Raw genomic sequence first — 19,317 nt, forward strand, 5'->3', positions numbered from 1 at the left:
ATTCCTTTCTCTCCCCCGACTTCAACTGTTTTCTCTTCGCCATGCCAGTGATCACCAGACAAGCAACAACTTCAGTGCAAGATTATTCTCATGCACAGATGGTGCTGCGATCCGTCTACCGCCAGGTCTTCGGCAACGCCCATCTGATGGATGAGGAGCTGGTATTAACTGCTGAAAGTCTCTTCCTCCAAGGGGACCTCGCAGTCCAGGGACTGGTTGCAGCCTTGGCCAGCTCAGACACCTACCGCCGACACTTCCTTGACAAGAATGGGCCATACCGCTTTGTGGAGCTCAATTTCAAGCATCTGCTCGGAAGGGCTCCCCGCGATCAGGCCGAAGTGAGCGAGCATGTTCAACGCTTAGCTAACGAGGGGTATGAAGCCGAGATCGCTAGCTATGTTTACTCCCCAGAATACATAGGAGCCTTCGGCTTCGACACGGTGCCTTACTGGCGCACAACTCATACCCAAACCGGGGAAAGTAACCTCACCTATACGCGTTCATTAAAACTCAAGGGCGGACAAGCTTCCTTTGACGGTAGCTCCTCTTCCAAGCTTCAGCTCAGTCTTGCCACAGGTGACGCTCCTTCCGTGGCCGTTCGCGGCGGCAGAGGCGGCAGCACGAACCGGAATGACAGACGCTTTCGGATCAACTGGACTACCGCCTCTCCTAGCGGACTCAACCGCAGGGCTGTGCAGGTCTCCATTGTTCCGTTTAGCAGTCTCACTTCAACGCTGCAAAGCCTGCAGCGACGCGGAGGCTCCATTGTATCTATTGTAAATGATTAACTGACCGCCCCTGTCTCTGGCTAAGATAGTTGCATGCTCACATGGCACTCTGCCCAAGTGCCATGTGAGCATGCAACTCTGAATCACGCCACCTTCCCGCCATTTGTGCGCTCAGCCTTCTCGCATGGAACAGCAGTTGAATCGCCAGCCAGCCCCAGTAGTGCGACAACCCTCTCACCAAGGCTCTGCCATGGACATCATGATTCATAGCCTGGTGAGCATGGTGCAGGCAGGCAGACCAAAACCTTCCGTAAGTCATGGATCGAGTCTCCTTGTGCATGACCATTGAGCGTTTTTTAACTCGATCTCAAGGCCAGTGGCGGTCGATGCGTTCAGCCCATTCGCTTGCCTTTCGACAGTTTGAGGATGTCCTCAGTCATATTGAAATTGTACTGTTATCTACAGACCATCCAGATGTAAGCGACATCCTTACCCGTGAATCCATAGACTCTGCCACTATATTCTCTCCATTCCAGATGTCATGGGAGGCAGATTCGGACTGGGAACCAGACGACCCTTCCGCTACATCCAAGGGCTCCTGCATTCTGATTCCCATTCCCGAGAATGATCGAGCTGGAAAGTTAGTCCGTAGTGTTGGCTATGCTGAAGCAGAGAGCGCTGCTTCAGCATATCACTTTCTTGACGATGATACCTTTGTTCTCCACACAACTTATGGCCAATCCATTGCCGAAGAACGAATCTGGTTTATATCCGAACATGTCCGCTGTCGCTCCTCAGTTCTGCGTACATCAGCCGGGTCTGGAGTGTTGCAAACATCCTTTGCTTCTGAGGTGAGGCGTATAGCAACAGAATGATGGATGCCAAACAAGCTGCCCACTTCGTAAAGACTCTCTCTGGCCGATTTAGCAATCATGATCAGGCCCGAGGAGAGCCTTCTAAGTTTTCCCATATCAATATTTTTTTTAGGCCCCTTCCTTGGAATCTTTTTCAGGGACCCTGGTTCTACTCCGAACAGAGCTACGATTACGATCCTTGGCGGCCATACCGACAAGGGGTTCATCACATGGTGGTATCCGCCGATCATATTCTCATGCTCAATTTTGGGCTCCGCAATGGCATACGTTGTGCTGGCGGTGGTACAAAACCCGATCTCTTGAATGGGTTAGAACGGGAGGATCTGCTGCCCCGACCCGGCTGCGCGATGGAATTCCGTGTCACGACTACCGATCGTTACTCCGGTGAAGTCGAGCCGGGCTGCCAATGCCTTATTCCGCGAGGAGGTCAAATGACCTATCTCGTGAGTGAAGTTGAGTTTGATGATCACCAATGGATCAGCAGAGATCGCGGCTTCGACCCTGCCACCCATACCTATCGCTGGGGCTCCGAATACGGCCCACTCCGCTTCAAACGGCTGGAACGTTACGCTGATCATCTCGGCGCTGACTGGCTGAGGGACAATCAAGCTGCTCAACCCGAAACGGCATGAGCATACACAGCCCAGAAAAGCAACTTCAAACCTGGATTCGCTCCCATCACTTGATCTGTGATGGCACAGACTTCATTTTTGAAACGGTTGATCAGAGCTTGATTGATCGATTTGAATCGTGCCTGACATCACTTGGTGGACGGATACTGTCTGTCAAGGATGTTGGCCAATGGCCTATGGGCCCACGCCGGAGCTTCAAAATCCTCAGAGCCGTTGCGAGAGTACCACGGCCTATGTGCAATGGAACTGTCAGCTACTGGGCAAATCATGGAAGCCACCGAACCCGCTATTCAGAGATCAGCCAGTAGCGCACGGACTTGCCTCCTTTTGCTTTCTACATAGAGATCGGGATCACGACGCAGGATCATTTCCGCTAAGCCGGAAATGCTTGTGAGGGATCCCTGCGTGACTAATTCCTGCATAGCCATCAAGGCAGCATATCTACACTCCCAACTGGCTTCCTCCTGCGCATCCATCAAATCTGACAGACGTGAGGACAGCCGTTCAGGATTTAAACGCAACAGTGAGAGAATAGCGGCAGGACGGGACTTCACAAATTGTGGCCTGCGATTTTGAATGGCAGTTTCACAAAGGTCCTCCACGCAATCCTGCGCATCTCCCCAGCTTGCAATCCGCCCAAACAGCCGCAGGAAGAAATAGTGGGCTCCATAATCGTTATGGGCTTCCTCCATCCAACGCTGCTCTAGGAGAGGCCAGAGTGACACCCCAGGATGAGTGCTCATGGCTTGAAGAGCAAGATAGCAACGACTGAAGTCGGTACCAAACAACTCATTGATCAGAAAGGAAATCTCTGGTACTTCATCATAGCGATGAACAACCTGGACATCTTCCGGCTGATCCAAGAGCAGCCTATCGAGAGTTTCCAGAAGCGACAGGCCCTGATGAAGTGGCTCAGCTTCCGGCCAAAGCAGCCGAAGGGCTCGAAGCCGAAAGACTGAGGAGACCGGCGACTGCAGAACCTGGGGAAGCAGCCCTGCGGCCCTGGAATTGATCACATCCTGGATCGCCGACTGTCGATCCATCTGGTTGGCAAGAAACAAGTGCTCTGCCAGCTCACTGACTCTCTCATGGCTTCCCGACAGGGTGGCGACTGCCGCCAGAGCAGCCCCACGCACTCCTGGCAATTCATCATCCTGAAGGAGTTCGATCGCCGGAAGGGCCTCAATTACCCCTAAGCCAGCCAGACTCTGAGCCAGTATGCGCCGGTTCTGCCCGGTATCTGCCAACAACATGATCATCTGGTTGAGGATGCGTGGATCCTGGCAACCCAGTTGTTGCAGGGCCCACGCTGCATTTTCTACTAGGTAGTGATCCTCACTCAGGAGACATCTGCCGATGCTTGTGATGGCATCCTTACAGCCAAGGCGCGCCAGCACCTCCACCGCCTTTCGCCTGGCCAGACGAGTGGGTTGGCTGTCGTCGTTGTCATCAAGCAGGCTCAGCAGTGCCAGCTCAGAACGCGGACCGGGAAAGTTGATCATGTGGGCTGCAGCCATGTAGCGATCGCTGCTTGACTCAAGCTGCTCCACCGGCAAGGCAAGAATGCGCAATGCCTCATCGTGACTGAGGCCGGGATGGAGGTTGTTGAAGCGACCGGAATCGCCCATCATTGTCACCCAGATCTAGCGATACTCCATTGTCCCATTTACGTGTTCCCTTTCCCCGGTTTGTCCCCTAACGAAGAGTGTTGTATACGATCATTGCGAAAGGAGGAACCAACGAGATTTTTTGGCATGATGCGATCCTCTCGCACAATATCCTATGGGGCCATCTCTCACCGACGCACTCGTCGTCACCGTGGCCTATCCGCAGACTCCCCAACGCCTCTCCACCAGAGTCCTGAGGATTCCACTGCAAAGCCTCAGCAGCATGATGAACGGCCTCCACCAGCAAGGTGCCGTCGTCACCCATGTGGGAGCATCCATCGCCGAACATTCGGAATCTGCTCCCACAGCCGGAGAGAACACCCCGGAGGACAGGCCATCACGTAAACGTGCCAGCAACAAGAAGGGGTGATGGAGCACTTCAAGCGAGCCCCTAGCCACTCACTAGCCCTCTGCAGGATCAAGCACCAGCTCGAAGACACCATCGGCAGGTCGGCCCGCCTTCAGGGCTTGCCAGTTGATGGACGCAAGAAAGGCATCGGCATCCACCGTCTCCACGATGTCAACCCCCCAGGCACCCAGCTCCAGTGGAGATCCGGGTGCAGATGGTATGTCCTTGCGGCCGCCCAGAGCCAGGATCGTGTGGTTCGTGTCGTGGCCGTGGTGCCTCCGCAGCAAGGCCCAGCCCTCCAAGAGTTCCCTGGCCAGCGCCGTCGAGTCCGCTGTGCTCTCCATCCTGATCAACCAGTGAGGATGGGACAGAGCCTCAGCCTTGGTGATGCTGGAGCAGTGAAGCGGTAGCCCCTCAGCCAGTTGTTGGGCATCCCATGGCGGCACAGATCCACTCTGAACCTGCAGGTTGTGGGACAGCAGAAACGTGGTCATGGGAGCCCTTGGAAGCTTGACATGTTACTTGCCACATCACCAGTCACCACGATGGCTTCCATGCTGAGACAATGACCCATGCTCCTCCCAGATGCCTTGAGCAGCGAGCCCACCGGGATTCCAGCCACACCTCCAGCCGTCTTCCTCAGCGAGTCAGAGGCCTCCCTGCTCGCCGCAGATCTCAAGAGGCAACTTCGTTCAGGTGAACGCCCCCAAGGCGACGAGATGCTGATCGAAAAAATGGTGGCAGGGCTGGGAGATCCACGTGGCCTGATGCGTCTCACGTTCGCCGAAAGCCTTGGTGCGATCGGCACAGCAGCCGTACCGGCTCTCTGCCACGCACTGCGCACCCATGAGAATGTGACTGTTCGCCGTGCAGCCGCGAAAACCCTCACCCTGATCGCCGATCCTGGAGCTCTGCCTGTTCTGGTTGAAGCCCTGCTGAACGATGGGGATCCGGTGGTGCAGGGATCGGCCGTCGGCGCAATGGCCGCCACCGGAGAGTGTGCCGTGGAAGCGTTGATTGCTGTACTCTCCAGCAGCGAGAGTAGCTCCATGCATCTGGGCCTGGCCAGTTGGGGGCTTGCCTTCGTTGGCGCCCAGGCACCCGCTGCCCTGCGACGCGCCGCACGGTCCTCCCACACGGAGGTGAGGATCGCAGCCATTGCTGCTCTCGGTGAGCAAATTCAGTCCCTCGATGACCAAGAAGCCCGAGAGCTGGTGATCGAGGCCCTTGGCGATTCCGCTGAACTCGTACGAGCCGAAGCCGTCATCCTGCTCGGTAAACTCCACGAGCCGACCTGGGCAACTCCTCTACTGACACCCTTGCTCGGCGACAACTCGGCTCAGGTGCGCAAGAACACGGCCCTCTCTCTGATGAAACTAGGGGCGATCGACGCCCTACCAGACCTGGAGTCAGCTGCAGGCAGCGAAGCCAGCCCTGAGGTGAAACCCATCCTGATTCTCTCCATTCAGCAACTGAGGCAGCATCAAGAGGACAGCAGGGAAGGCTGACGCCCACGCAGATCATCCACCCTTACCAGGGCGGAGGTCACAGACTCCAGTACATAGGCGTCGGTGTCTTCGCAGGCTGCCAACTGGGCCAGGCAGATGGAGACATCAGGATGATCGATGTTGACAAGGGCATTCACCGCTGCCACAGCCTGAGCCTCGTTGCTTCCCCGGCAGACTTGGATCAACAGCGGAAGGGCCTGTTCCCCCACCTGGCCGAGGGCCATCACTGCCGCAATGGCCACCACGGGGGACTCGTCATCCAGAGCGGTCTTGAGGACAGCCATGGCTTCGCTGGGGAATTGAAGGCCGGGGAGATTCGAGGCGATCTGGGCATAGGCCTTCACGCAACTGGCGCGAACGGTGCCATCGTGGCTTGTCTGAAATTTCTGTGCCAGGGGCAGCATCGCCGGCTCCCCGAATGCACCCAGGGCTCGCACCGCAGCCCGCCGTCGAACAACGTCCTCATGATCGAGCAGGAGGATAAGACGCGGCAGGGAAGCCTCGGAGTGGTGGCGGACCATGGCGAGGAAGGCCTCGGTCTGCACGTAGGGATTGGGATGCGCGAGATCGACGAACAGCTGATCAAGAGCGCTGGCGCTGGTGGCAGGAGTCATCGAGAGGAGGCCTTGTGAGGACGGAGGGGCCATAGAACGAAAAAAAGGGAGGCCCAAAGGCCTCCCCACTGGAGGATCAGCCGATCAGACCGCCCTCAGGAGAGGGAGTTGATGGCGTAATCCAGGTAGCTCTTCAACTCGTTGAGAGCCTGGGGGCTCATGTCGCGAGGGGAGCAGGCGCGGTCACGGGTGTAGGTGAGTGCCTCCACGTAGGCCGAGGTGGGCAGGTTGAGGGTGCGGTACACCTCACGAGCTCCTGCGATGCCCCACTCGTCGAGGGGGCCGGTGCCGCCCACCACGAGGCAGTAGTTGATCAGGCGCAGGTAGTGGCCCAGATCGCGGTAGCACTTGTCAACCTTGGTCTGGTTGCTGCCAGCTTCGCCTTGCTGCTTGAGGTAGGGGTACTTCTTGAAGCAGGCGTCGCCGGCTTCACGGGTAACTTTTTCCCAACCATTCGCCAGCTTCTCAGCGGCTTCCAAGCGGGCCGCGGCGCGCTGGATGTTGCCCTGAACGGCTTCGAGATCGTTCTGGCTGGGGAAGCGACCGGCCGCGTCAGCGGCGGTCACAACGGTGGTGACAACTGATTTCATCGAATGTTTCCTGTGTTGGAGGGTAAAGAAGTGAAAATGGACAAGTCAGCCGATCAAGCGAGTGCGCTGGCCACGCGGTCAAAGTAGGAAGCAGCTTCGGCCACCAATGCGGAGCAGTCACCCTGGATTGTTTCCATCTTGCGGAAACGGGTCTCGTCGGGATTGGTGCCGGTGGTATTGGTCTCGTTGATGTGGGCGGTGGAGGATGCCTTCATGATCGACACGGCGCGAGCAGCCGACTGCAGAGGCACGCCCAGAGCGATGTAGGTCTCCTTAAGGCCGTTCAGGCAGCGATCATCCAGCACAGACGCATCACCAGCCAAGAGTGCATAGCTGATGTAGCGCAGCACGATCTCTCCATCGCGGAGGCAAGCGGCCATGCGACGGTTGGGATAGCAGTTACCACCAGCCTGGATAAGACCGGTGTTCTCACAGATCATGCCAGTGACAGCATCAGAAACGATGCAGGAGGCATTGGAGGTGATGGCATTAACGGCGTCAAGCCTCTTGTTGCCCTCGGAAACGTACTTGCGAAGTGTCGCCAGTTCACCGCTGCCGATGGCAGCATTTTTGGCGTCAGCACTGATAACTGTGCGAGAAAAGGCGTCGAGCATGGGGACAAACCCGGACTAGGGAAAATGTTGAAATGAGCTTCGTGCATTACTCAAACGGCTCTGATTGCTACAGGAGAAATCAGGAAACCATTGATCGCGCTAGTCCCGAGGACCGAAGCTCCATGAAGTTACCCGGAGACCCTGGCAACCCCCCCCATTAAACGCGTCACGCAAGATTTCGTGATGCGAACCAGGCCGGCCATGCGCGCGATGGTGGCAGCCGACAAGACCCCAGGCAGGAACAGGGGTCCCCAGAGTCATGACCCTGGTGGCCGGGGAGAAGCAGGCCCTCACCGAAGAGCGTATTTTACATTTTCTTCTTCTTCGGATGGCGGAGGCGGGTGATGTGGCGCGCTGGTCATGGCACGCGTCAGCTGGCTTCGTACCCTTATCGGCAGGAATGCGCCACTCCATGTCAGAACCCAGCCTTCAGGAACTGAACGACTCCATCGAGGTCCTTGCCGCCTACAGGGATCGCCTGGTGGCTGATGTCACGGCCATGGGCCAGCGTCTCAAGCTCCCCCAGAGGCAGGTGGACTCCACCCTCACCTCCCACGCCGAACTGCAGCGCATCGAGGCTGTCCTGGCACAACTGGTCAGCCAACGGGACACCAGCTCTTCCACCTGATCCAACCCTGAGCTCAGCCGGCGGTGGGTGGATCAGTCGCGACACATCGCCACCGGTTGTTTTCAAGAGTTTCCTTAAGGCCCTCCGGCTGATGGACGTATTCAGGGGGTGGGCACTTGTAGCGTTCAAGACTGCCCTCTTCCGCCTCCCTCCCCATGCCTGTCGCACTTGCTTCCCAATTGAGGGAGGGAACCAAAAAAGCCCACACGATGGCCGAGAACACCGGTTTTGTGAGCTGCTTCCTCAAGGGGGTGGTGGACAAGGCCAGCTACCGCACCCTGGTGGCCGACCTCTGGTATGTGTACAGCGCCATGGAAGAGGCGATCGGCAAGCTCACCGCTCATCCAGTGGTCGGGCCGATCGCCTTCGCCGAGCTCAACCGCCGCGAGGCCCTTGAGCAGGATCTCACCTTTTACTACGGAGGCGACTGGCGCCAGAAGATCCAGGCCACACCTGGCGCACAGTCTTATGTGGCCCGTCTGCATCAGGTGGCCAAGGACGCTCCAGAGCTGCTGGTGGGCCATCACTACACCCGCTACATCGGCGATCTCTCCGGCGGCATCATTCTCAAGAACATCGCCCAGAAGGCGATGAACCTGAGCGAGCACGACGGCCTGCGCTTCTACGAGTTCGACGCCATCGCCGACGAGAAGGCGTTCAAGACCAACTACCGCGCCACCCTCGACGCACTGCCGATCGACCAGGGCACAGCTGATCGCATCGTGGCCGAGGCCAACGAGGCCTTCCTCTGCAACATGAGGATGTTCCAGGAACTGGAGGGCAACCTGGTGGCGGCCATCGGAAAGGTGCTCTTCGGCTTCCTCACCCGTCGCCAGCGGGCCGGCAGCACCGAGGCTGTCGCCGCCTGATTCGATGCAGACCGCACCACCTTTGACCATGGCGGAGTTCCTGGCCGCCAGTGCCGGCACTTGGTTGACGCGCCGCGCCGTTCACCATCTCGATCATCAGGACGATGAAGCCGGCGATTCCAACCTCACAATCGAGCCATTCGAGGCCTCCGATTCGGTGGTTCAGCGGGTCTGCGACAGCCTTGGGCTGGCCTCATCAGCCCAAGTGGCGGGCGGAGCTCGCTTCTGGTGGGAAAGCAACCTCAAGGAGGGGAGCCGCAGTGACGAGCAGGCGGCCGTGCTGGTCGATGTGGTGGATGACCAGAATCCCCGCCAGGGGTTTCTGCTGCGGGACAAGGGCTACATCGAGAAGCAGCCGGTGATGAGCACCTACTCCTTTGCCGATGACGGCCTGTTGACGATTACCACCCGCTATGACACAAATGTCGGCGTGGAGCGTTGCTGGTTTGTGACCGAGGGGGTACGAATCCGTGTCAGCAGTGTGCAGTTTCTCGATGGAGTCAGCATGACAACCTATTGCACAGAGCTGCGCTGCCCCAGCACCGATCAGCTGGAAGCCATCTCTGCTCAAGCCCAGAGTCGTTTCCACCTCTCCACCCCAGCGACTGGCCACTGAGGCCTGATCCTCCCAATGTTCGACTCCTTCCTCAATGAGCTCCATGCCGGGATCAAAGCCAGGGGGGCAGAGGCTCTGTCGATCCCGGACGGCTTGGCGGAATGCCGATCTGCCAAAGGCAACAGCGTCATCCGCAGCTGGCTGTGGCACTTGCCCGGCATCCGCCGCTGGCGGGTGACCCGGCTCGATGCAGGGGACAGTCTGCAGGTGCTCAATTCAGTGGCCTATCCCGCCTTCAGCCGCGACCAGCCTCTGCTGGGGATCGATCTGCTCTGGTTCGGCGCACGCCAGAAACTGGTGGCCGTGCTCGATTTCCAGCCCCTGCTTCAGACCCCAGACTATCTGGATCGGCACCTCCAGGGCCTGCATCGATTGCACGACCGGTTTCCTGATCTCAGTGGCGAGGAGACCATGCGCTCCTATGACCCGCACCAGTACTTCTCCCCCTGGCTGCTGTTCTGCCGCGGGAACGCTGAACAGGCTCAGGGAGCCTTGCCCGAAGCGTTTGGTGCCTTTCTCTCCCAGTACTGGGCCCTGCACGACAGCCCCGCCACCGGCCTTTCCCTGGATCCTGAGGAGGTAGCCCGTCTGCAGAACGCCTACGACATCTACAGCGCCGAACGTGATCCAGCTCACGGTCTGTTCACCAGCCATTTCGGCAAGGCCTGGTCGGACCGTTTCCTGCATGAGTTTCTATTCCCCGGGAACCGCCAGGCACCCGATCCGACCCCCGAGCTAGCCCCATGACTCCTTCCTTGCCGACCCACCCGTGCAGCCTTGATCCAGTCACCCTGCCCGGATGGAGATGGGGGCCTTTCCTGGATCACGCCGTGGAGGCCCTTCAGCCTCTGCGGCCTGAGGCCTACCCGATCGAGCCCCGTTTTCTGCGGCGTGAAGGTGTCACCGGTTCCAAAGCCCACCCTGTCGCTGTGACAACGTCCACCTGGGCGTGCAGAACTGACAAGCTCCGGCAGGTTCGGGCCGCATGCGTGGAGGCCGGGATGGCCGCCTCGGTGCTGAATTTCGTGGCCAATCCCTCCAGTAACTTCGATCTTCCCTTCTTCGGAGCCGATCTGGTCACTCTGCCCTCGGGTCATCTGATCGCGCTAGATCTTCAACCCGCACTCAAAAAGGATCAGGCCCACACCATGCGAGTCTGGGAGCGTCTGGTGCCGCTGTGGGAGAACTGGACGAAGCTTCTGCCTTCAGGGGGGCCGATTCCATCGGAAGCGGAGCCCTACTTCTCTCCAGGGTTCCTGTGGACGCGCCTTCCCCTCGGCGAGCAAGGAGATGAGCTGATCCGCTCAGCCGTGTTTCCGGCCTTCGTGGCCTACTTCGATCTCTATCTCCAGCTGGTGGCGGAAGCCACCCCTGTGGAGGAGCAGCGCCACATAGCGCTTCTGGCAGGCCAGCAGCGCTATGTGGCCTACCGGGCCGAGAAGGACCCAGCACGGGGCATGCTCACACGTTTCCACGGGGCCGAATGGACTGAGGCCTACATCCACGAGGTGCTATTCGACCTCTGAGATCAGCCCTACAGGCAGAAAGGAATGGCCTTGCCAGCCCCAACTATCTCTCCCATCCTATTGGCTGATGGGTTGTCTGGTTAGGGCTCGATCGCTCAATGGCTGCCTCCCCGCATTCCTATCGCCGGGATGGAACTTCGGGCATGCTCCTGGGCCTGATGCACCACCGCCAGGGCATGCCATGGGCCTCTTTGAGGTGCCGCCACTCCTCGCATCGAAGGGTGCGACATCCTGCAGAGTGGCGGCGAGATCAACTTGGCCGAACCGGAGCTGACTGCTCGCCGTGGCCGCTTGCGCCGTTAGCTCTCGCCTTAGATCAGGAAGCTCGTGCTGCGGTCCACCAGTCGGTCGCCCGGAGCCACCGGCATGGCGCTGGTGGAGAGGACATTCTCTTACCCGATGAACGGCTGGTCGCTGGGCACCAGCAGGGATTTCCGTCATCAGCAGTGGTGAGAGTTATCCATGGTGTCAATCTCACCGTTAATCGTCGATTCGATAGACGCTGAACTCCTTGGTGACAGACCTGTCTTCACTGGCTTCATGCCCTGCCTGGCCAAAGGTCACCTGAAACCACCATTGGCGACAGTCATCACTGCGTTGCTTCACCTTATAGCTCCGCATCTCCTGGTCCCTGAGGGCCAGAACGAGGGCGTCACCACTGCAACCTGGGCAGGTCACCCGAAGTTCCTCAAGTCCCTCCGCAGTGATCCGGTAGCTGGGCATTGGAACGGCACGCCTCAAGCCACTCTCTCAAGCGAGGCCGACCTGAAAACCACCTGCATGGAGAAAAACAGTAGCCTTCGCCACGCTTTCCCATCAACTCTAGGCTAATCTTTACGAAATGCAACAGTCAAGTGACCTCCTCTCCGGATCTGGCTTCGCTCTACCAGCTGCTGGCCAACCAGCAGCGGCCCACCCTGCCCTCAGGTGAGCAGCGGGCCATCCTGGGCTGTGGCTACGTCGGTGAAGCGGTCGCCAAGGCCTGGAGGGAGCAGGGGCATGAACTCTGGGGAACCACAACCCGTCATGAACGCTTGATCGAATTGGCTGAACTTGTTGATACGCCAGTTGTTTTTGATTCCACAGACTCTAGCAGCAGCCTAGATTTTACTAGAAATCTTGATGGAATACTGGTGTCCTTTGCGCCCTCAAAGAGCGCTCATGTTGACATTAATCAATATCGGGAGACATTCCTTGGAGGCCTGGAGTTATTGATTAATTCGGTAAGGCATCGTTCAAGTAAATCACCACTTCAGTTGGTTCACTTGAGCAGTTGCGGCGTTTATGGAAATCGGCGCGGAGCAATGACCGACGAGACTGACCAGCTCGGCTGTCTTCACCCCGTCAATGAGGTCCTGGCAGGAGCTGAAGAGATTATTCAATCGGTCCGCTCAGAGACAGTCAACGTCTGCATTCTACGGCTGGGCGGCATCTATGGCCCTGGCCGCGATATTCCTGGCATGCTCCTTTCAGCAGCAGGCAGCACGATTCAGCGCAATGGTCACAATGTGCCTTGCTGGGTCCATCTTGATGATATTGTTCGTGGAGTAAATTTTGCTTTCGAGCACAACCTCAACGAGATCTACAATCTGGTGAATGATACCCAGTACACCGGTCAGGAACTTACGGACCGCTTGTGCGAACAGGCTGGCCTACCACCAGCGAAATGGCTGTCGGTGGACACGGCCGATCGCGTGCTCAATGCGAGAGTGAGCAATGCCAAACTCAAGCGAATTGGCTTCACTTTGACTCAGCCTTGCATGGTGGGCTGATAACGCCGTTCATCTCTGCGAGACAGCTGATACTTCTCATCGTATTCAATGATCAGATGTACAAAGCTCTTGGTACTTACAGGCAGCCAAAATTCAGATCAAATGGTCCTTGGGGCAAGCTTCCTGGCACACTGCATAGAGGCCTTGATTAGGTAGCAAGCTGCGCAAGCAGGTCTTGCCGCCTAGACTGGTATACATGTACCAGTTGTGTTTGCCATGTCTATGAATCAGATTCAGTTCCAGGCCGACCTGTCGCTGCCAAGGTTCATCGAGCTCTACGGCACCGAGGAAAAATGCGTAGCCCTTGGGCTTCTGCGAAGCAGTAGCCGCCCTGGAGCAGGCGCGCTGGCCTGATGGTTTCCGTTGCCGCCGCTGTGATTGCAAGGAGTACGGACTGATCCACGGCAGGCGCCACAAGCGCTATCAATGCCGGAGCCGTCGCCATCAGGCCACCCTCACGGCCGGAACCATCCTGGAGGCGACAAAGTTGCCTTTGACCACCTGGTTTCTCGCTTTCTACCTGGTGGGCCAGGCCAAGACTGGCATCTCCTCACTCGCTCTGAGGCGTCATCTCGGCGTGAACTACCGCACGGCATGGCTGGTTCACAACAAGATCAGGCAGGCGATAGTCGGTTGCCTGCATCAATCTGTGGTGGTGAAAGGACGCCATCCCAATGAACTGCCGGAATTCCGCTGGATCAACATGGTGCTGAGTAACTTGAAAACCAGCTTCAGTGGCACCTTCCATGCCCTGAAATTCGATAAGTACGTTGATCGCTACCTGGGTGCCTTCAATTACCGCTTCAACCGGCGCTTCAACTTGGCAGCGATGACCGAGCGTGTGGTTCATGCCATCTGCAGCTGCGGCGCTCGGCCGGAGCGCGTCCTGAGGAGTGCGGAGCTTGCTACATAATCAAGTACATTGTTGACCCAGCTGGATCTGATTCTCCACGGGTCAGATCCATTCCAGCGCTCTCTCGCCCGTACCAGGTCGTCAACCCCTGCCAGTCGCCATCAAAACTGGCTTGCATCAGATCCCACTAACGATCAGCTCCTGTGTTGCTCTGGCTGGTCGTACTTGCCATGGCGCTCAGTCCAGAATCCGGATCGTCATCGCCTGATTCTCTCAGGACAAAGAAACGTCCAGCTAACAGTAGACCTTTTGGAGGTGAAGTTCGGCGGCACCGGCTCGGGGTGGCGAAGCTGCTTCTCATGTCTGAGCAGAGGAGAAGCCCCTGCTCAGACATGAGCGGAGTTCCTGTAGACGCCGTTCTGAAAGAGCTGAGTGGCGCCCACCCGCTGGTGGACGGAGACAAGAGTGATGATCTCGTTGTAGTGGCACGGATTCAGCGCAGGGTGCAACTACTGCACTAGATGATCACCTGATCACTGACATACAAGGCAATTCACGAGAAGATTCTGGCCATTTTGCCTGTGAGGGCATAGACTTTGCAGGCAATGCAAAAGACCAATGTTCAGTCAAGAATGTGTCCACAACATCAAGCAGCAATTTCGGACGAAGTACCGCTCTCCACTGTATTTTCTGCATTTACGTCTTCACATCAATGGTGATCTGCACCCTCTCCCGATAGGCGTTGAAGCAGTGGCCCTCGGTGGTGATCCGCAGGGCGGTGCCCTCCCAGAGAGCACAGTTGAGGCGGAACACAAGGGGCACGTAGCTGGCGGCGAGGCTCACCGATGAGATCCCCTCGAAGCAGGCGTCTGGTGACCCAGTGGCTGCGAGGGAGAGCATGGGCCTCGAAGAGCCTGGATAACGGGGTTTCTGCCAAGACCCAGCGCCAAAGAAACGATCCCGCCGCCGGAGTGCTCATCAGGACATGGGGAGATGGGGAGATGGGGCCCATCGGATGGATGCAATGGCAACATCAATGGTTCCCCTATGCACCGTGCGGGCCATGGCTGGCACTGCTGATCTGGATTCCGCCATGGCCACAGCCGGCGAACCCATCTCGGAGGAGGAAGCGTTGCAGCGCCTACGCCAAAGCGAGGATCAATCCCATCAGTACTACGCCGCCTGGTGGCTGGGCCGTATGCGTAGCCGCCATCCGGAGACAGTGCCCCTGCTTCAGGCGGCCTTGCGTCGGCGCCAGCCCCGCGCGGTTTCGTCCGGTGTGGAAGAGAATGCCGTGGCCCGCAATGCCGCCCGGGCGCTGGGAAAGCTAGGAGATCCACAGGCGATCCCCGATCTGCTTGCTACCCTTGAGGACGAGGACGACGGGCTGAGGGAAGCGGCGGCGCGAGCTCTTGGGGAACTCCGTGCAAGGGAGGCTGTTTCGCCGATCTGCGCCCGCTTGGCCAGCGATCAGGCAGGGCAACCCCTTCCCAACAGCCTGAGGTTACGAGAACCCTGCGAGGCCCTGATCGAGGCCCTGGGGGACATCGGCCTAGTCGCTCCCGATGTAGTGGACGTGATCCAGCCTTTCGCCATCCACGAGCGGCCCCTGATCCGCAGCGCCGCCGCGAGGGCCCTTTTCCAGCTCACACAAGATCGGCGCTGGGGACACAACTTGATCGAACTGCTTGAACATCCCCAGCTGCAGGTCCGACGTTCCGCACTGATGGACCTGGGCGCCGTGGGTTGGCGACCGGCGCTCGAACCGATCCGGGACACCCTGGCTGAAAACAGCCTCAAACTGATCGCCCTGCGGGGGCTGGTGGAACGGGGCCAAGCCCCCCCTGACACCGAGACTGTGCTTAGGGCGATGGACGACTTGCTTTGAATAAGACAGGAGCCGATGGGCTGAGCCTGGTCAGGCCCTTCATCAGAGCCGTGGAGCGCGCCGACAGCGCGGATGGGCTGCAGAAGGCGACCAAAAATCTGGCTGGAGCCATCGCTGCTCTAGCGAAGGCAGATCATCAGGATGAGTCGCACTGCGATCCCGAGACCTGGGACGTGATTGATTGCCTGCTCCAAGTGCTTGGATTCAACAATCCTGGGGCCGCCGTGGCTGCTGTGGACGGGTTGATCGCGATCGGCCCTCCTGCTGTGGAGCCGCTGCTGGGCAGCCTCGATGAACGGAACTACGGAGCCCGGGCCTGGGCGGTGCGTGCCCTCGCAGGGATCGGCGACGTGCGCGGACTCGACCTCCTCGAGAGCGCCCTAGCCTGCGACATCGGGCCCAGCGTGCGGCGGGCCGCGGCCCGGGGCCTGGGTCAGCTCCGCCTTGAGGCCCTGCCCCAGATCGATCAAATCAACGTAAGGCAGCGTTGTCTCGACGCGCTTCTGGGCGGTGGCGGCGATGGCGAATGGGTGGTCCGCTACGCCGTGACGGTGGGACTGGAGCAACTGCTGCTCGGCATGGGCAGGGCAGAGCCTGGGCATCGCTCCGGACTGCAGGCCCTGCAGGAGCTGGCCGGCGAGCCCGGGGATGACACCCCGGTGGTGCGACTGCGGGCCGGGCTGGCCCTGAGCCGCCTCGCTGGCGGGGCGGGGGGCTGATGGAGCGCTCCCGTCTGTTGTTCGTCTGCCTGGGCAATATCTGCCGCTCCCCCGCCGCAGAAGGGGTGTTCCTGCACCACCTGCAGCTGCGGGGTCTGGAAAAATCCTTCAATGTCGATTCGGCCGGCACGGGCCACTGGCATGCCGGTCAGCCTGCCGATGCCCGAATGCGCGCCGCGGCTGCCGGGCGCGGCATCCACCTGCCCAGCCGTGCTCGCCAGATCGTGGTCGCCGATCTGGATCAGTTTGATCACATCCTCACTATGGATGACGACAACCTGGCGGCGGTCCAGGCCATGACCCGGGGCCGTAAATCCAGGGCCCAGATCAGACCGATCACCCAGCACTGCCGCAGACACCGCGTCCGTGAGGTGCCCGATCCCTACTACGGGGGCGCCGATGGCTTCGAGGGGGTGCTGAATCTGCTCGAGGATGCCTGCACGGGCCTGCTCGACGACCTGCTGGCCACCAGCACCCCCTCCTAGCCCTCGGAACGATGAGCCGACGGCTGGCTGGGAGCCCAGAACCGGACCCCGCCACTCAGGCTGCTGCGCCAGCCTCCGGTGCTGGCCAGGCCTCTTCGGGAATGCGCTCCCTGAACAGATCCATCAGGGTCGTGATCACCTCCTCGATGGCCAAGCCATCGGTGATCAGCTCCACCGCATCCTCGGCCTGGAGCAGGGGAGCCACCTCGCGGCTGGAATCCTGACGGTCGCGCTCGGCGATCTGCACCTCCAGCTCCGCCAGGGGCGGCACGGCAAACCCCCGCTGCTCCAGATCCTGGGCCCGCCGACGGGCCCGCTCCGCCACCGTGGCGGTGAGGAACACCTTGAGATCCGCATCCGGGAATACGGCGGTGCCGATGTCACGGCCCTCCGCCACCAGCCGGCCCCGGGCGCCGAGGGCCCGCTGCTGCTGGGTGAGCGCCTCGCGCACGCAGGCATGGGCCGCCACCTGTGACACCTGGGCCGTGACATCGGGATGGCGGATCGCCTGGCTCACGTCGTGGCCATTGACGATCACCGATTGCTCACCACTGGCCTCCAGGTCGAGGCTGAGCTCCAGCCCCTCCAGCAGCGGCTCCACCTCCGCCGCCACAGCTGGATGGGCCCCATGGCGCAGCACCCACCAGGTCACCGCCCGGTACATGGCTCCGGTGTCGAGGTAGATCAGGCCGAGGCGGCGGGCAAGGACCCGGGTGACCGTGCTTTTGCCTGCCCCGGCGGGGCCATCGATGGCGACGATCGGAGGACGGTTCATCAGCACAAGGTGATCAATCAGGCGGCTGGGGCCGCAGCGGACGGCTACCGCCAGCAGCAACGGCCCCTTGGGTGGGGGGGAAGCGTCCAGGGGGCGCAGCCGCCGGGCCTCCACCATCTCCACATACTCCACCGCCAGATCGGCCCGCCCCAGCTCGGCCTGAACCAACCGCTCCAGCCGGGCGGGATCCCGCTCACCGCTCTCCCAGGCCCGCCGCCCCAGGGCCAGGGCAGCGGGCAGGCGTGCCGCCTGGCCTCGCTCCAGCTTCGAGAGATAGCGATTGCGGGAGCTGGCCGCCAGACCATCACTTTCCCGCCAGGTGGCACATCCCTGGACCCGCAGTGGCAAGGCCAGATCCGCCACGATCCGCCGAAGGATCACCAGTTGCTGCCAGTCTTTCTCGCCCAGCAGCAAACGATCAGGGCGCACCAGGGCCAGCAGCCGAGCCACCACCGTCGCCACCCCTTCGAAATGGCCCCCACGGCTGCGGGCGCAGAGCCCCTGGAGCAGAGCGGGAGGAGGCAGCACCTTGGTCAGCTCAGCCTCACCGCCGGGGAACAGCTCAGCCACACTGGGGGCGAACAGGGCCGTGGCCCCCGCCGCGGCAGCCAGGGTGCCATCCGCCAGAGGGTCGCGCGGATAGCGCTCGAAGTCTTCGCCGGGGCCGAACTGGAGCGGATTGACGAACACGCTCACCAGCACCCGCGGCGGTGGCCCCGAGGCGGACAGGGGAGCGGCCGCCCGCTCGATCAGGTGGCGGTGACCCTTGTGCAGGGCGCCCATGGTGGGCACGAAGTGGAGGGGAGCGGCCGGCGGCTCGCCGGCGGGCCTGCACCAGCGGCGCAACTCATCACAGGTGTGCAGCAGCTGCATGGTGGCGCTGAACGAAAAACCCACCCGGCGGTTTGCCGGATGGGCCACTCAAGGGAAAGGTCTGGAAGGGCTGAACCCTACTGAACCACTTCCAGTCGGACCTGGGCCACGCCGCTGGCGACCAGACCGAGGTTCTGGGCAGCGCCGTGGGCCAGATCGATGATGCGGTTGCCGTGGAAGGGTCCCCGGTCATTGATGCGCACAATGGCGCTGCGGCCATTCCTGAGATTGGTGACCTTCACCTTCGTGCCGAAGGGCAGGGTGCGGTGAGCCGCGGTCATGGTGCCGGGGCGGAACACTTCGCCATTGGCGGTGCGGTTGCCGAAGAAGCCAGGGCCGTACCAGCTGGCTTCACCGGTGCCGGCCAGCTTGAAACGACGGGGAGTGGGGGCCGGAGCGGTGGGAGCGGAGGGGGCCTCAAGGGCCGGGGCTTCGCTGTTCTGCTGGCGAATGGCGACGGTCTGGGAGGGCTGAACCGACTCGGAGCGCTCGACGGCAGGTGCCGTGAGGGCCGGGGTGGCCATGGCGATGCGGGGCGAGGATTCAGTGCGAGCCGAATTGGCCAGCACAGGCAGGGCGATGCCACTACCGGAGAGCAGGAGGGCAAGGGCCCCGAGGGGGAAAGTGCGACGCATAACAAACGAGACCCACCACAGTGAGGCAACGGACTTCGAATTGAAGGGTCGTTACTTGATGAATCGCGCTAACGATTGGAAGAGCTGATAGCGCAAATCGA

Annotated in this window: 22 protein-coding genes and 1 pseudogene; 15 read left to right on the top strand and 8 right to left on the bottom strand. The window is 60.2% G+C overall.

What is annotated here, in order from left to right; all coding sequences use genetic code 11:
- Positions 1 to 41: 41 nt before the first annotated feature.
- The 4 genes from KBY67_RS06115 to KBY67_RS06130 all read left to right on the top strand — a co-directional run bounded on the left by KBY67_RS06115 (position 42) and on the right by KBY67_RS06130 (position 2,543).
- On the top strand, positions 42 to 788 hold the full coding sequence (locus tag KBY67_RS06115) for a phycobilisome rod-core linker polypeptide (protein WP_255109841.1): 747 nt from the start codon (positions 42 to 44) through the stop codon (positions 786 to 788).
- Between the two features lie 278 nt (positions 789 to 1,066).
- Positions 1,067 to 1,603, top strand: coding sequence for a phycobiliprotein lyase (locus KBY67_RS06120; RefSeq protein ID WP_255109843.1), 537 nt, complete (start codon positions 1,067 to 1,069; stop codon positions 1,601 to 1,603).
- The gene (locus tag KBY67_RS06125) at positions 1,603 to 2,235 is read left to right on the top strand and encodes a chromophore lyase CpcT/CpeT (RefSeq protein WP_255109845.1); all 633 of its coding nucleotides are present in this window, start codon (positions 1,603 to 1,605) and stop codon (positions 2,233 to 2,235) included. Before KBY67_RS06120 ends, KBY67_RS06125 begins: the two co-directional genes overlap by 1 nt.
- Complete coding sequence (locus tag KBY67_RS06130; protein ID WP_255109847.1) at positions 2,232 to 2,543, top strand: CpeR family transcriptional regulator; 312 nt, start codon at positions 2,232 to 2,234, stop codon at positions 2,541 to 2,543. The genes KBY67_RS06125 and KBY67_RS06130 overlap by 4 nt, the downstream gene beginning before the upstream one ends.
- Here the strand turns inward: KBY67_RS06130 and KBY67_RS06135 are convergent.
- Both KBY67_RS06135 and KBY67_RS06140 read right to left on the bottom strand, forming a co-directional pair.
- The gene (locus KBY67_RS06135; protein ID WP_255109850.1) at positions 2,526 to 3,863 is read right to left on the bottom strand and encodes a HEAT repeat domain-containing protein; all 1,338 of its coding nucleotides are present in this window, start codon (positions 3,861 to 3,863) and stop codon (positions 2,526 to 2,528) included. The genes KBY67_RS06130 and KBY67_RS06135 overlap by 18 nt on opposite strands.
- Positions 3,864 to 4,304: 441 nt before the next feature.
- Positions 4,305 to 4,745, bottom strand: a complete 441-nt coding sequence (locus tag KBY67_RS06140; RefSeq protein WP_255109852.1) for a DUF2656 family protein — start codon at positions 4,743 to 4,745, stop codon at positions 4,305 to 4,307.
- Between the two features lie 273 nt (positions 4,746 to 5,018).
- Between KBY67_RS06140 and KBY67_RS06145 the strand changes: the two genes are divergently transcribed.
- Positions 5,019 to 5,759 (top strand): HEAT repeat domain-containing protein, encoded by a 741-nt coding sequence (locus KBY67_RS06145; protein ID WP_315855558.1) that lies wholly within the window; start codon positions 5,019 to 5,021, stop codon positions 5,757 to 5,759.
- On the opposite strand, the gene KBY67_RS06150 is transcribed toward KBY67_RS06145, so the two are convergent.
- From KBY67_RS06150 to cpeB, 3 genes are all read right to left on the bottom strand, one after another.
- Positions 5,735 to 6,373: a HEAT repeat domain-containing protein gene (locus KBY67_RS06150; RefSeq protein WP_255109856.1), complete on the bottom strand. Its 639-nt coding sequence runs from the start codon at positions 6,371 to 6,373 to the stop codon at positions 5,735 to 5,737. The two genes, KBY67_RS06145 and KBY67_RS06150, sit on opposite strands and share 25 nt — an antisense overlap.
- 95 nt (positions 6,374 to 6,468) lie before the next feature.
- Entirely contained in the window at positions 6,469 to 6,963 is a 495-nt protein-coding gene (cpeA, locus tag KBY67_RS06155; protein WP_255109859.1) for a class 1 C-phycoerythrin subunit alpha, read from the bottom strand.
- A 53-nt stretch (positions 6,964 to 7,016) separates the two neighbouring features.
- Positions 7,017 to 7,577 carry a class 1 C-phycoerythrin subunit beta gene (gene cpeB / locus KBY67_RS06160; RefSeq protein ID WP_255109861.1) on the bottom strand — a complete coding sequence of 187 codons (561 nt, stop codon included), beginning with the start codon at positions 7,575 to 7,577 and terminating at the stop codon, positions 7,017 to 7,019.
- 259 nt (positions 7,578 to 7,836) lie between these two features.
- On the opposite strand from cpeB, the gene KBY67_RS06165 reads away from it, so the two are divergent.
- From KBY67_RS06165 to KBY67_RS06195, 7 genes and pseudogenes are all read left to right on the top strand, one after another.
- The gene (locus KBY67_RS06165) at positions 7,837 to 8,205 is read left to right on the top strand and encodes a hypothetical protein (RefSeq protein ID WP_255109863.1); all 369 of its coding nucleotides are present in this window, start codon (positions 7,837 to 7,839) and stop codon (positions 8,203 to 8,205) included.
- Positions 8,206 to 8,360: 155 nt separating this feature from the next.
- Positions 8,361 to 9,074, top strand: a complete 714-nt coding sequence (locus tag KBY67_RS06170) for a heme oxygenase (biliverdin-producing) (RefSeq protein WP_255109865.1) — start codon at positions 8,361 to 8,363, stop codon at positions 9,072 to 9,074.
- A gap of 28 nt (positions 9,075 to 9,102) precedes the next feature.
- Positions 9,103 to 9,690, top strand: a complete 588-nt coding sequence (locus KBY67_RS06175) for a phycobiliprotein lyase (protein ID WP_255109867.1) — start codon at positions 9,103 to 9,105, stop codon at positions 9,688 to 9,690.
- A gap of 15 nt (positions 9,691 to 9,705) precedes the next feature.
- Positions 9,706 to 10,437 (top strand): 15,16-dihydrobiliverdin:ferredoxin oxidoreductase, encoded by a 732-nt coding sequence (locus KBY67_RS06180; RefSeq protein ID WP_255109869.1) that lies wholly within the window; start codon positions 9,706 to 9,708, stop codon positions 10,435 to 10,437.
- The gene (locus tag KBY67_RS06185) at positions 10,434 to 11,216 is read left to right on the top strand and encodes a phycoerythrobilin:ferredoxin oxidoreductase (RefSeq protein WP_255109870.1); all 783 of its coding nucleotides are present in this window, start codon (positions 10,434 to 10,436) and stop codon (positions 11,214 to 11,216) included. The genes KBY67_RS06180 and KBY67_RS06185 overlap by 4 nt, the downstream gene beginning before the upstream one ends.
- A gap of 854 nt (positions 11,217 to 12,070) precedes the next feature.
- Entirely contained in the window at positions 12,071 to 12,988 is a 918-nt protein-coding gene (locus KBY67_RS06190; protein WP_255109872.1) for an NAD-dependent epimerase/dehydratase family protein, read from the top strand.
- Between the two features lie 216 nt (positions 12,989 to 13,204).
- A pseudogene (locus tag KBY67_RS06195) lies at positions 13,205 to 13,901 on the top strand (transposase).
- Between the two features lie 636 nt (positions 13,902 to 14,537).
- Here KBY67_RS06195 and KBY67_RS06200 read toward each other — a convergent pair.
- On the bottom strand, positions 14,538 to 14,741 hold the full coding sequence (locus tag KBY67_RS06200; RefSeq protein WP_255109874.1) for a hypothetical protein: 204 nt from the start codon (positions 14,739 to 14,741) through the stop codon (positions 14,538 to 14,540).
- A 163-nt stretch (positions 14,742 to 14,904) separates the two neighbouring features.
- On the opposite strand from KBY67_RS06200, the gene KBY67_RS06205 reads away from it, so the two are divergent.
- From KBY67_RS06205 to KBY67_RS06215, 3 genes are all read left to right on the top strand, one after another.
- Positions 14,905 to 15,729, top strand: coding sequence for a HEAT repeat domain-containing protein (locus tag KBY67_RS06205; RefSeq protein ID WP_255109876.1), 825 nt, complete (start codon positions 14,905 to 14,907; stop codon positions 15,727 to 15,729).
- A 224-nt stretch (positions 15,730 to 15,953) separates the two neighbouring features.
- Entirely contained in the window at positions 15,954 to 16,448 is a 495-nt protein-coding gene (locus KBY67_RS06210; protein ID WP_315855559.1) for a HEAT repeat domain-containing protein, read from the top strand.
- On the top strand, positions 16,448 to 16,933 hold the full coding sequence (locus KBY67_RS06215) for a low molecular weight protein-tyrosine-phosphatase (protein ID WP_255109880.1): 486 nt from the start codon (positions 16,448 to 16,450) through the stop codon (positions 16,931 to 16,933). Before KBY67_RS06210 ends, KBY67_RS06215 begins: the two co-directional genes overlap by 1 nt.
- A gap of 55 nt (positions 16,934 to 16,988) precedes the next feature.
- Here the strand turns inward: KBY67_RS06215 and KBY67_RS06220 are convergent, their stop codons facing one another.
- Both KBY67_RS06220 and KBY67_RS06225 read right to left on the bottom strand, forming a co-directional pair.
- Entirely contained in the window at positions 16,989 to 18,581 is a 1,593-nt protein-coding gene (locus KBY67_RS06220) for a bifunctional pantoate--beta-alanine ligase/(d)CMP kinase (RefSeq protein WP_255109981.1), read from the bottom strand.
- 77 nt (positions 18,582 to 18,658) lie between these two features.
- Positions 18,659 to 19,216, bottom strand: coding sequence for a septal ring lytic transglycosylase RlpA family protein (locus tag KBY67_RS06225; protein ID WP_255109882.1), 558 nt, complete (start codon positions 19,214 to 19,216; stop codon positions 18,659 to 18,661).
- Positions 19,217 to 19,317 lie beyond the last annotated feature (101 nt).

Source organism: Synechococcus sp. RedBA-s, from assembly GCF_024345495.1.
In the GTDB taxonomy this organism is placed as follows: Bacteria; Cyanobacteriota; Cyanobacteriia; order PCC-6307; family Cyanobiaceae; genus Regnicoccus_A.

Coding starts and splice junctions, on each gene's coding strand:
- KBY67_RS06135 (WP_255109850.1), bottom strand. CDS start 3,863: ATGGGCGATTCCGGTCGCTTCAACAACCTCCATCCCGGCCTCAGTCAC.
- KBY67_RS06175 (WP_255109867.1), top strand. CDS start 9,103: ATGGCGGAGTTCCTGGCCGCCAGTGCCGGCACTTGGTTGACGCGCCGC.
- KBY67_RS06145 (WP_315855558.1), top strand. CDS start 5,019: ATGCGTCTCACGTTCGCCGAAAGCCTTGGTGCGATCGGCACAGCAGCC.
- KBY67_RS06125 (WP_255109845.1), top strand. CDS start 1,603: ATGGATGCCAAACAAGCTGCCCACTTCGTAAAGACTCTCTCTGGCCGA.
- KBY67_RS06180 (WP_255109869.1), top strand. CDS start 9,706: ATGTTCGACTCCTTCCTCAATGAGCTCCATGCCGGGATCAAAGCCAGG.
- KBY67_RS06200 (WP_255109874.1), bottom strand. CDS start 14,741: ATGCTCTCCCTCGCAGCCACTGGGTCACCAGACGCCTGCTTCGAGGGG.
- KBY67_RS06115 (WP_255109841.1), top strand. CDS start 42: ATGCCAGTGATCACCAGACAAGCAACAACTTCAGTGCAAGATTATTCT.
- KBY67_RS06165 (WP_255109863.1), top strand. CDS start 7,837: ATGACCCTGGTGGCCGGGGAGAAGCAGGCCCTCACCGAAGAGCGTATT.
- KBY67_RS06215 (WP_255109880.1), top strand. CDS start 16,448: ATGGAGCGCTCCCGTCTGTTGTTCGTCTGCCTGGGCAATATCTGCCGC.
- KBY67_RS06170 (WP_255109865.1), top strand. CDS start 8,361: ATGCCTGTCGCACTTGCTTCCCAATTGAGGGAGGGAACCAAAAAAGCC.
- KBY67_RS06185 (WP_255109870.1), top strand. CDS start 10,434: ATGACTCCTTCCTTGCCGACCCACCCGTGCAGCCTTGATCCAGTCACC.
- KBY67_RS06150 (WP_255109856.1), bottom strand. CDS start 6,373: ATGACTCCTGCCACCAGCGCCAGCGCTCTTGATCAGCTGTTCGTCGAT.
- KBY67_RS06140 (WP_255109852.1), bottom strand. CDS start 4,745: ATGACCACGTTTCTGCTGTCCCACAACCTGCAGGTTCAGAGTGGATCT.
- KBY67_RS06130 (WP_255109847.1), top strand. CDS start 2,232: ATGAGCATACACAGCCCAGAAAAGCAACTTCAAACCTGGATTCGCTCC.
- KBY67_RS06225 (WP_255109882.1), bottom strand. CDS start 19,216: ATGCGTCGCACTTTCCCCCTCGGGGCCCTTGCCCTCCTGCTCTCCGGT.
- KBY67_RS06120 (WP_255109843.1), top strand. CDS start 1,067: ATGACCATTGAGCGTTTTTTAACTCGATCTCAAGGCCAGTGGCGGTCG.
- KBY67_RS06205 (WP_255109876.1), top strand. CDS start 14,905: ATGGCTGGCACTGCTGATCTGGATTCCGCCATGGCCACAGCCGGCGAA.
- cpeB (WP_255109861.1), bottom strand. CDS start 7,577: ATGCTCGACGCCTTTTCTCGCACAGTTATCAGTGCTGACGCCAAAAAT.
- cpeA (WP_255109859.1), bottom strand. CDS start 6,963: ATGAAATCAGTTGTCACCACCGTTGTGACCGCCGCTGACGCGGCCGGT.
- KBY67_RS06220 (WP_255109981.1), bottom strand. CDS start 18,581: ATGCAGCTGCTGCACACCTGTGATGAGTTGCGCCGCTGGTGCAGGCCC.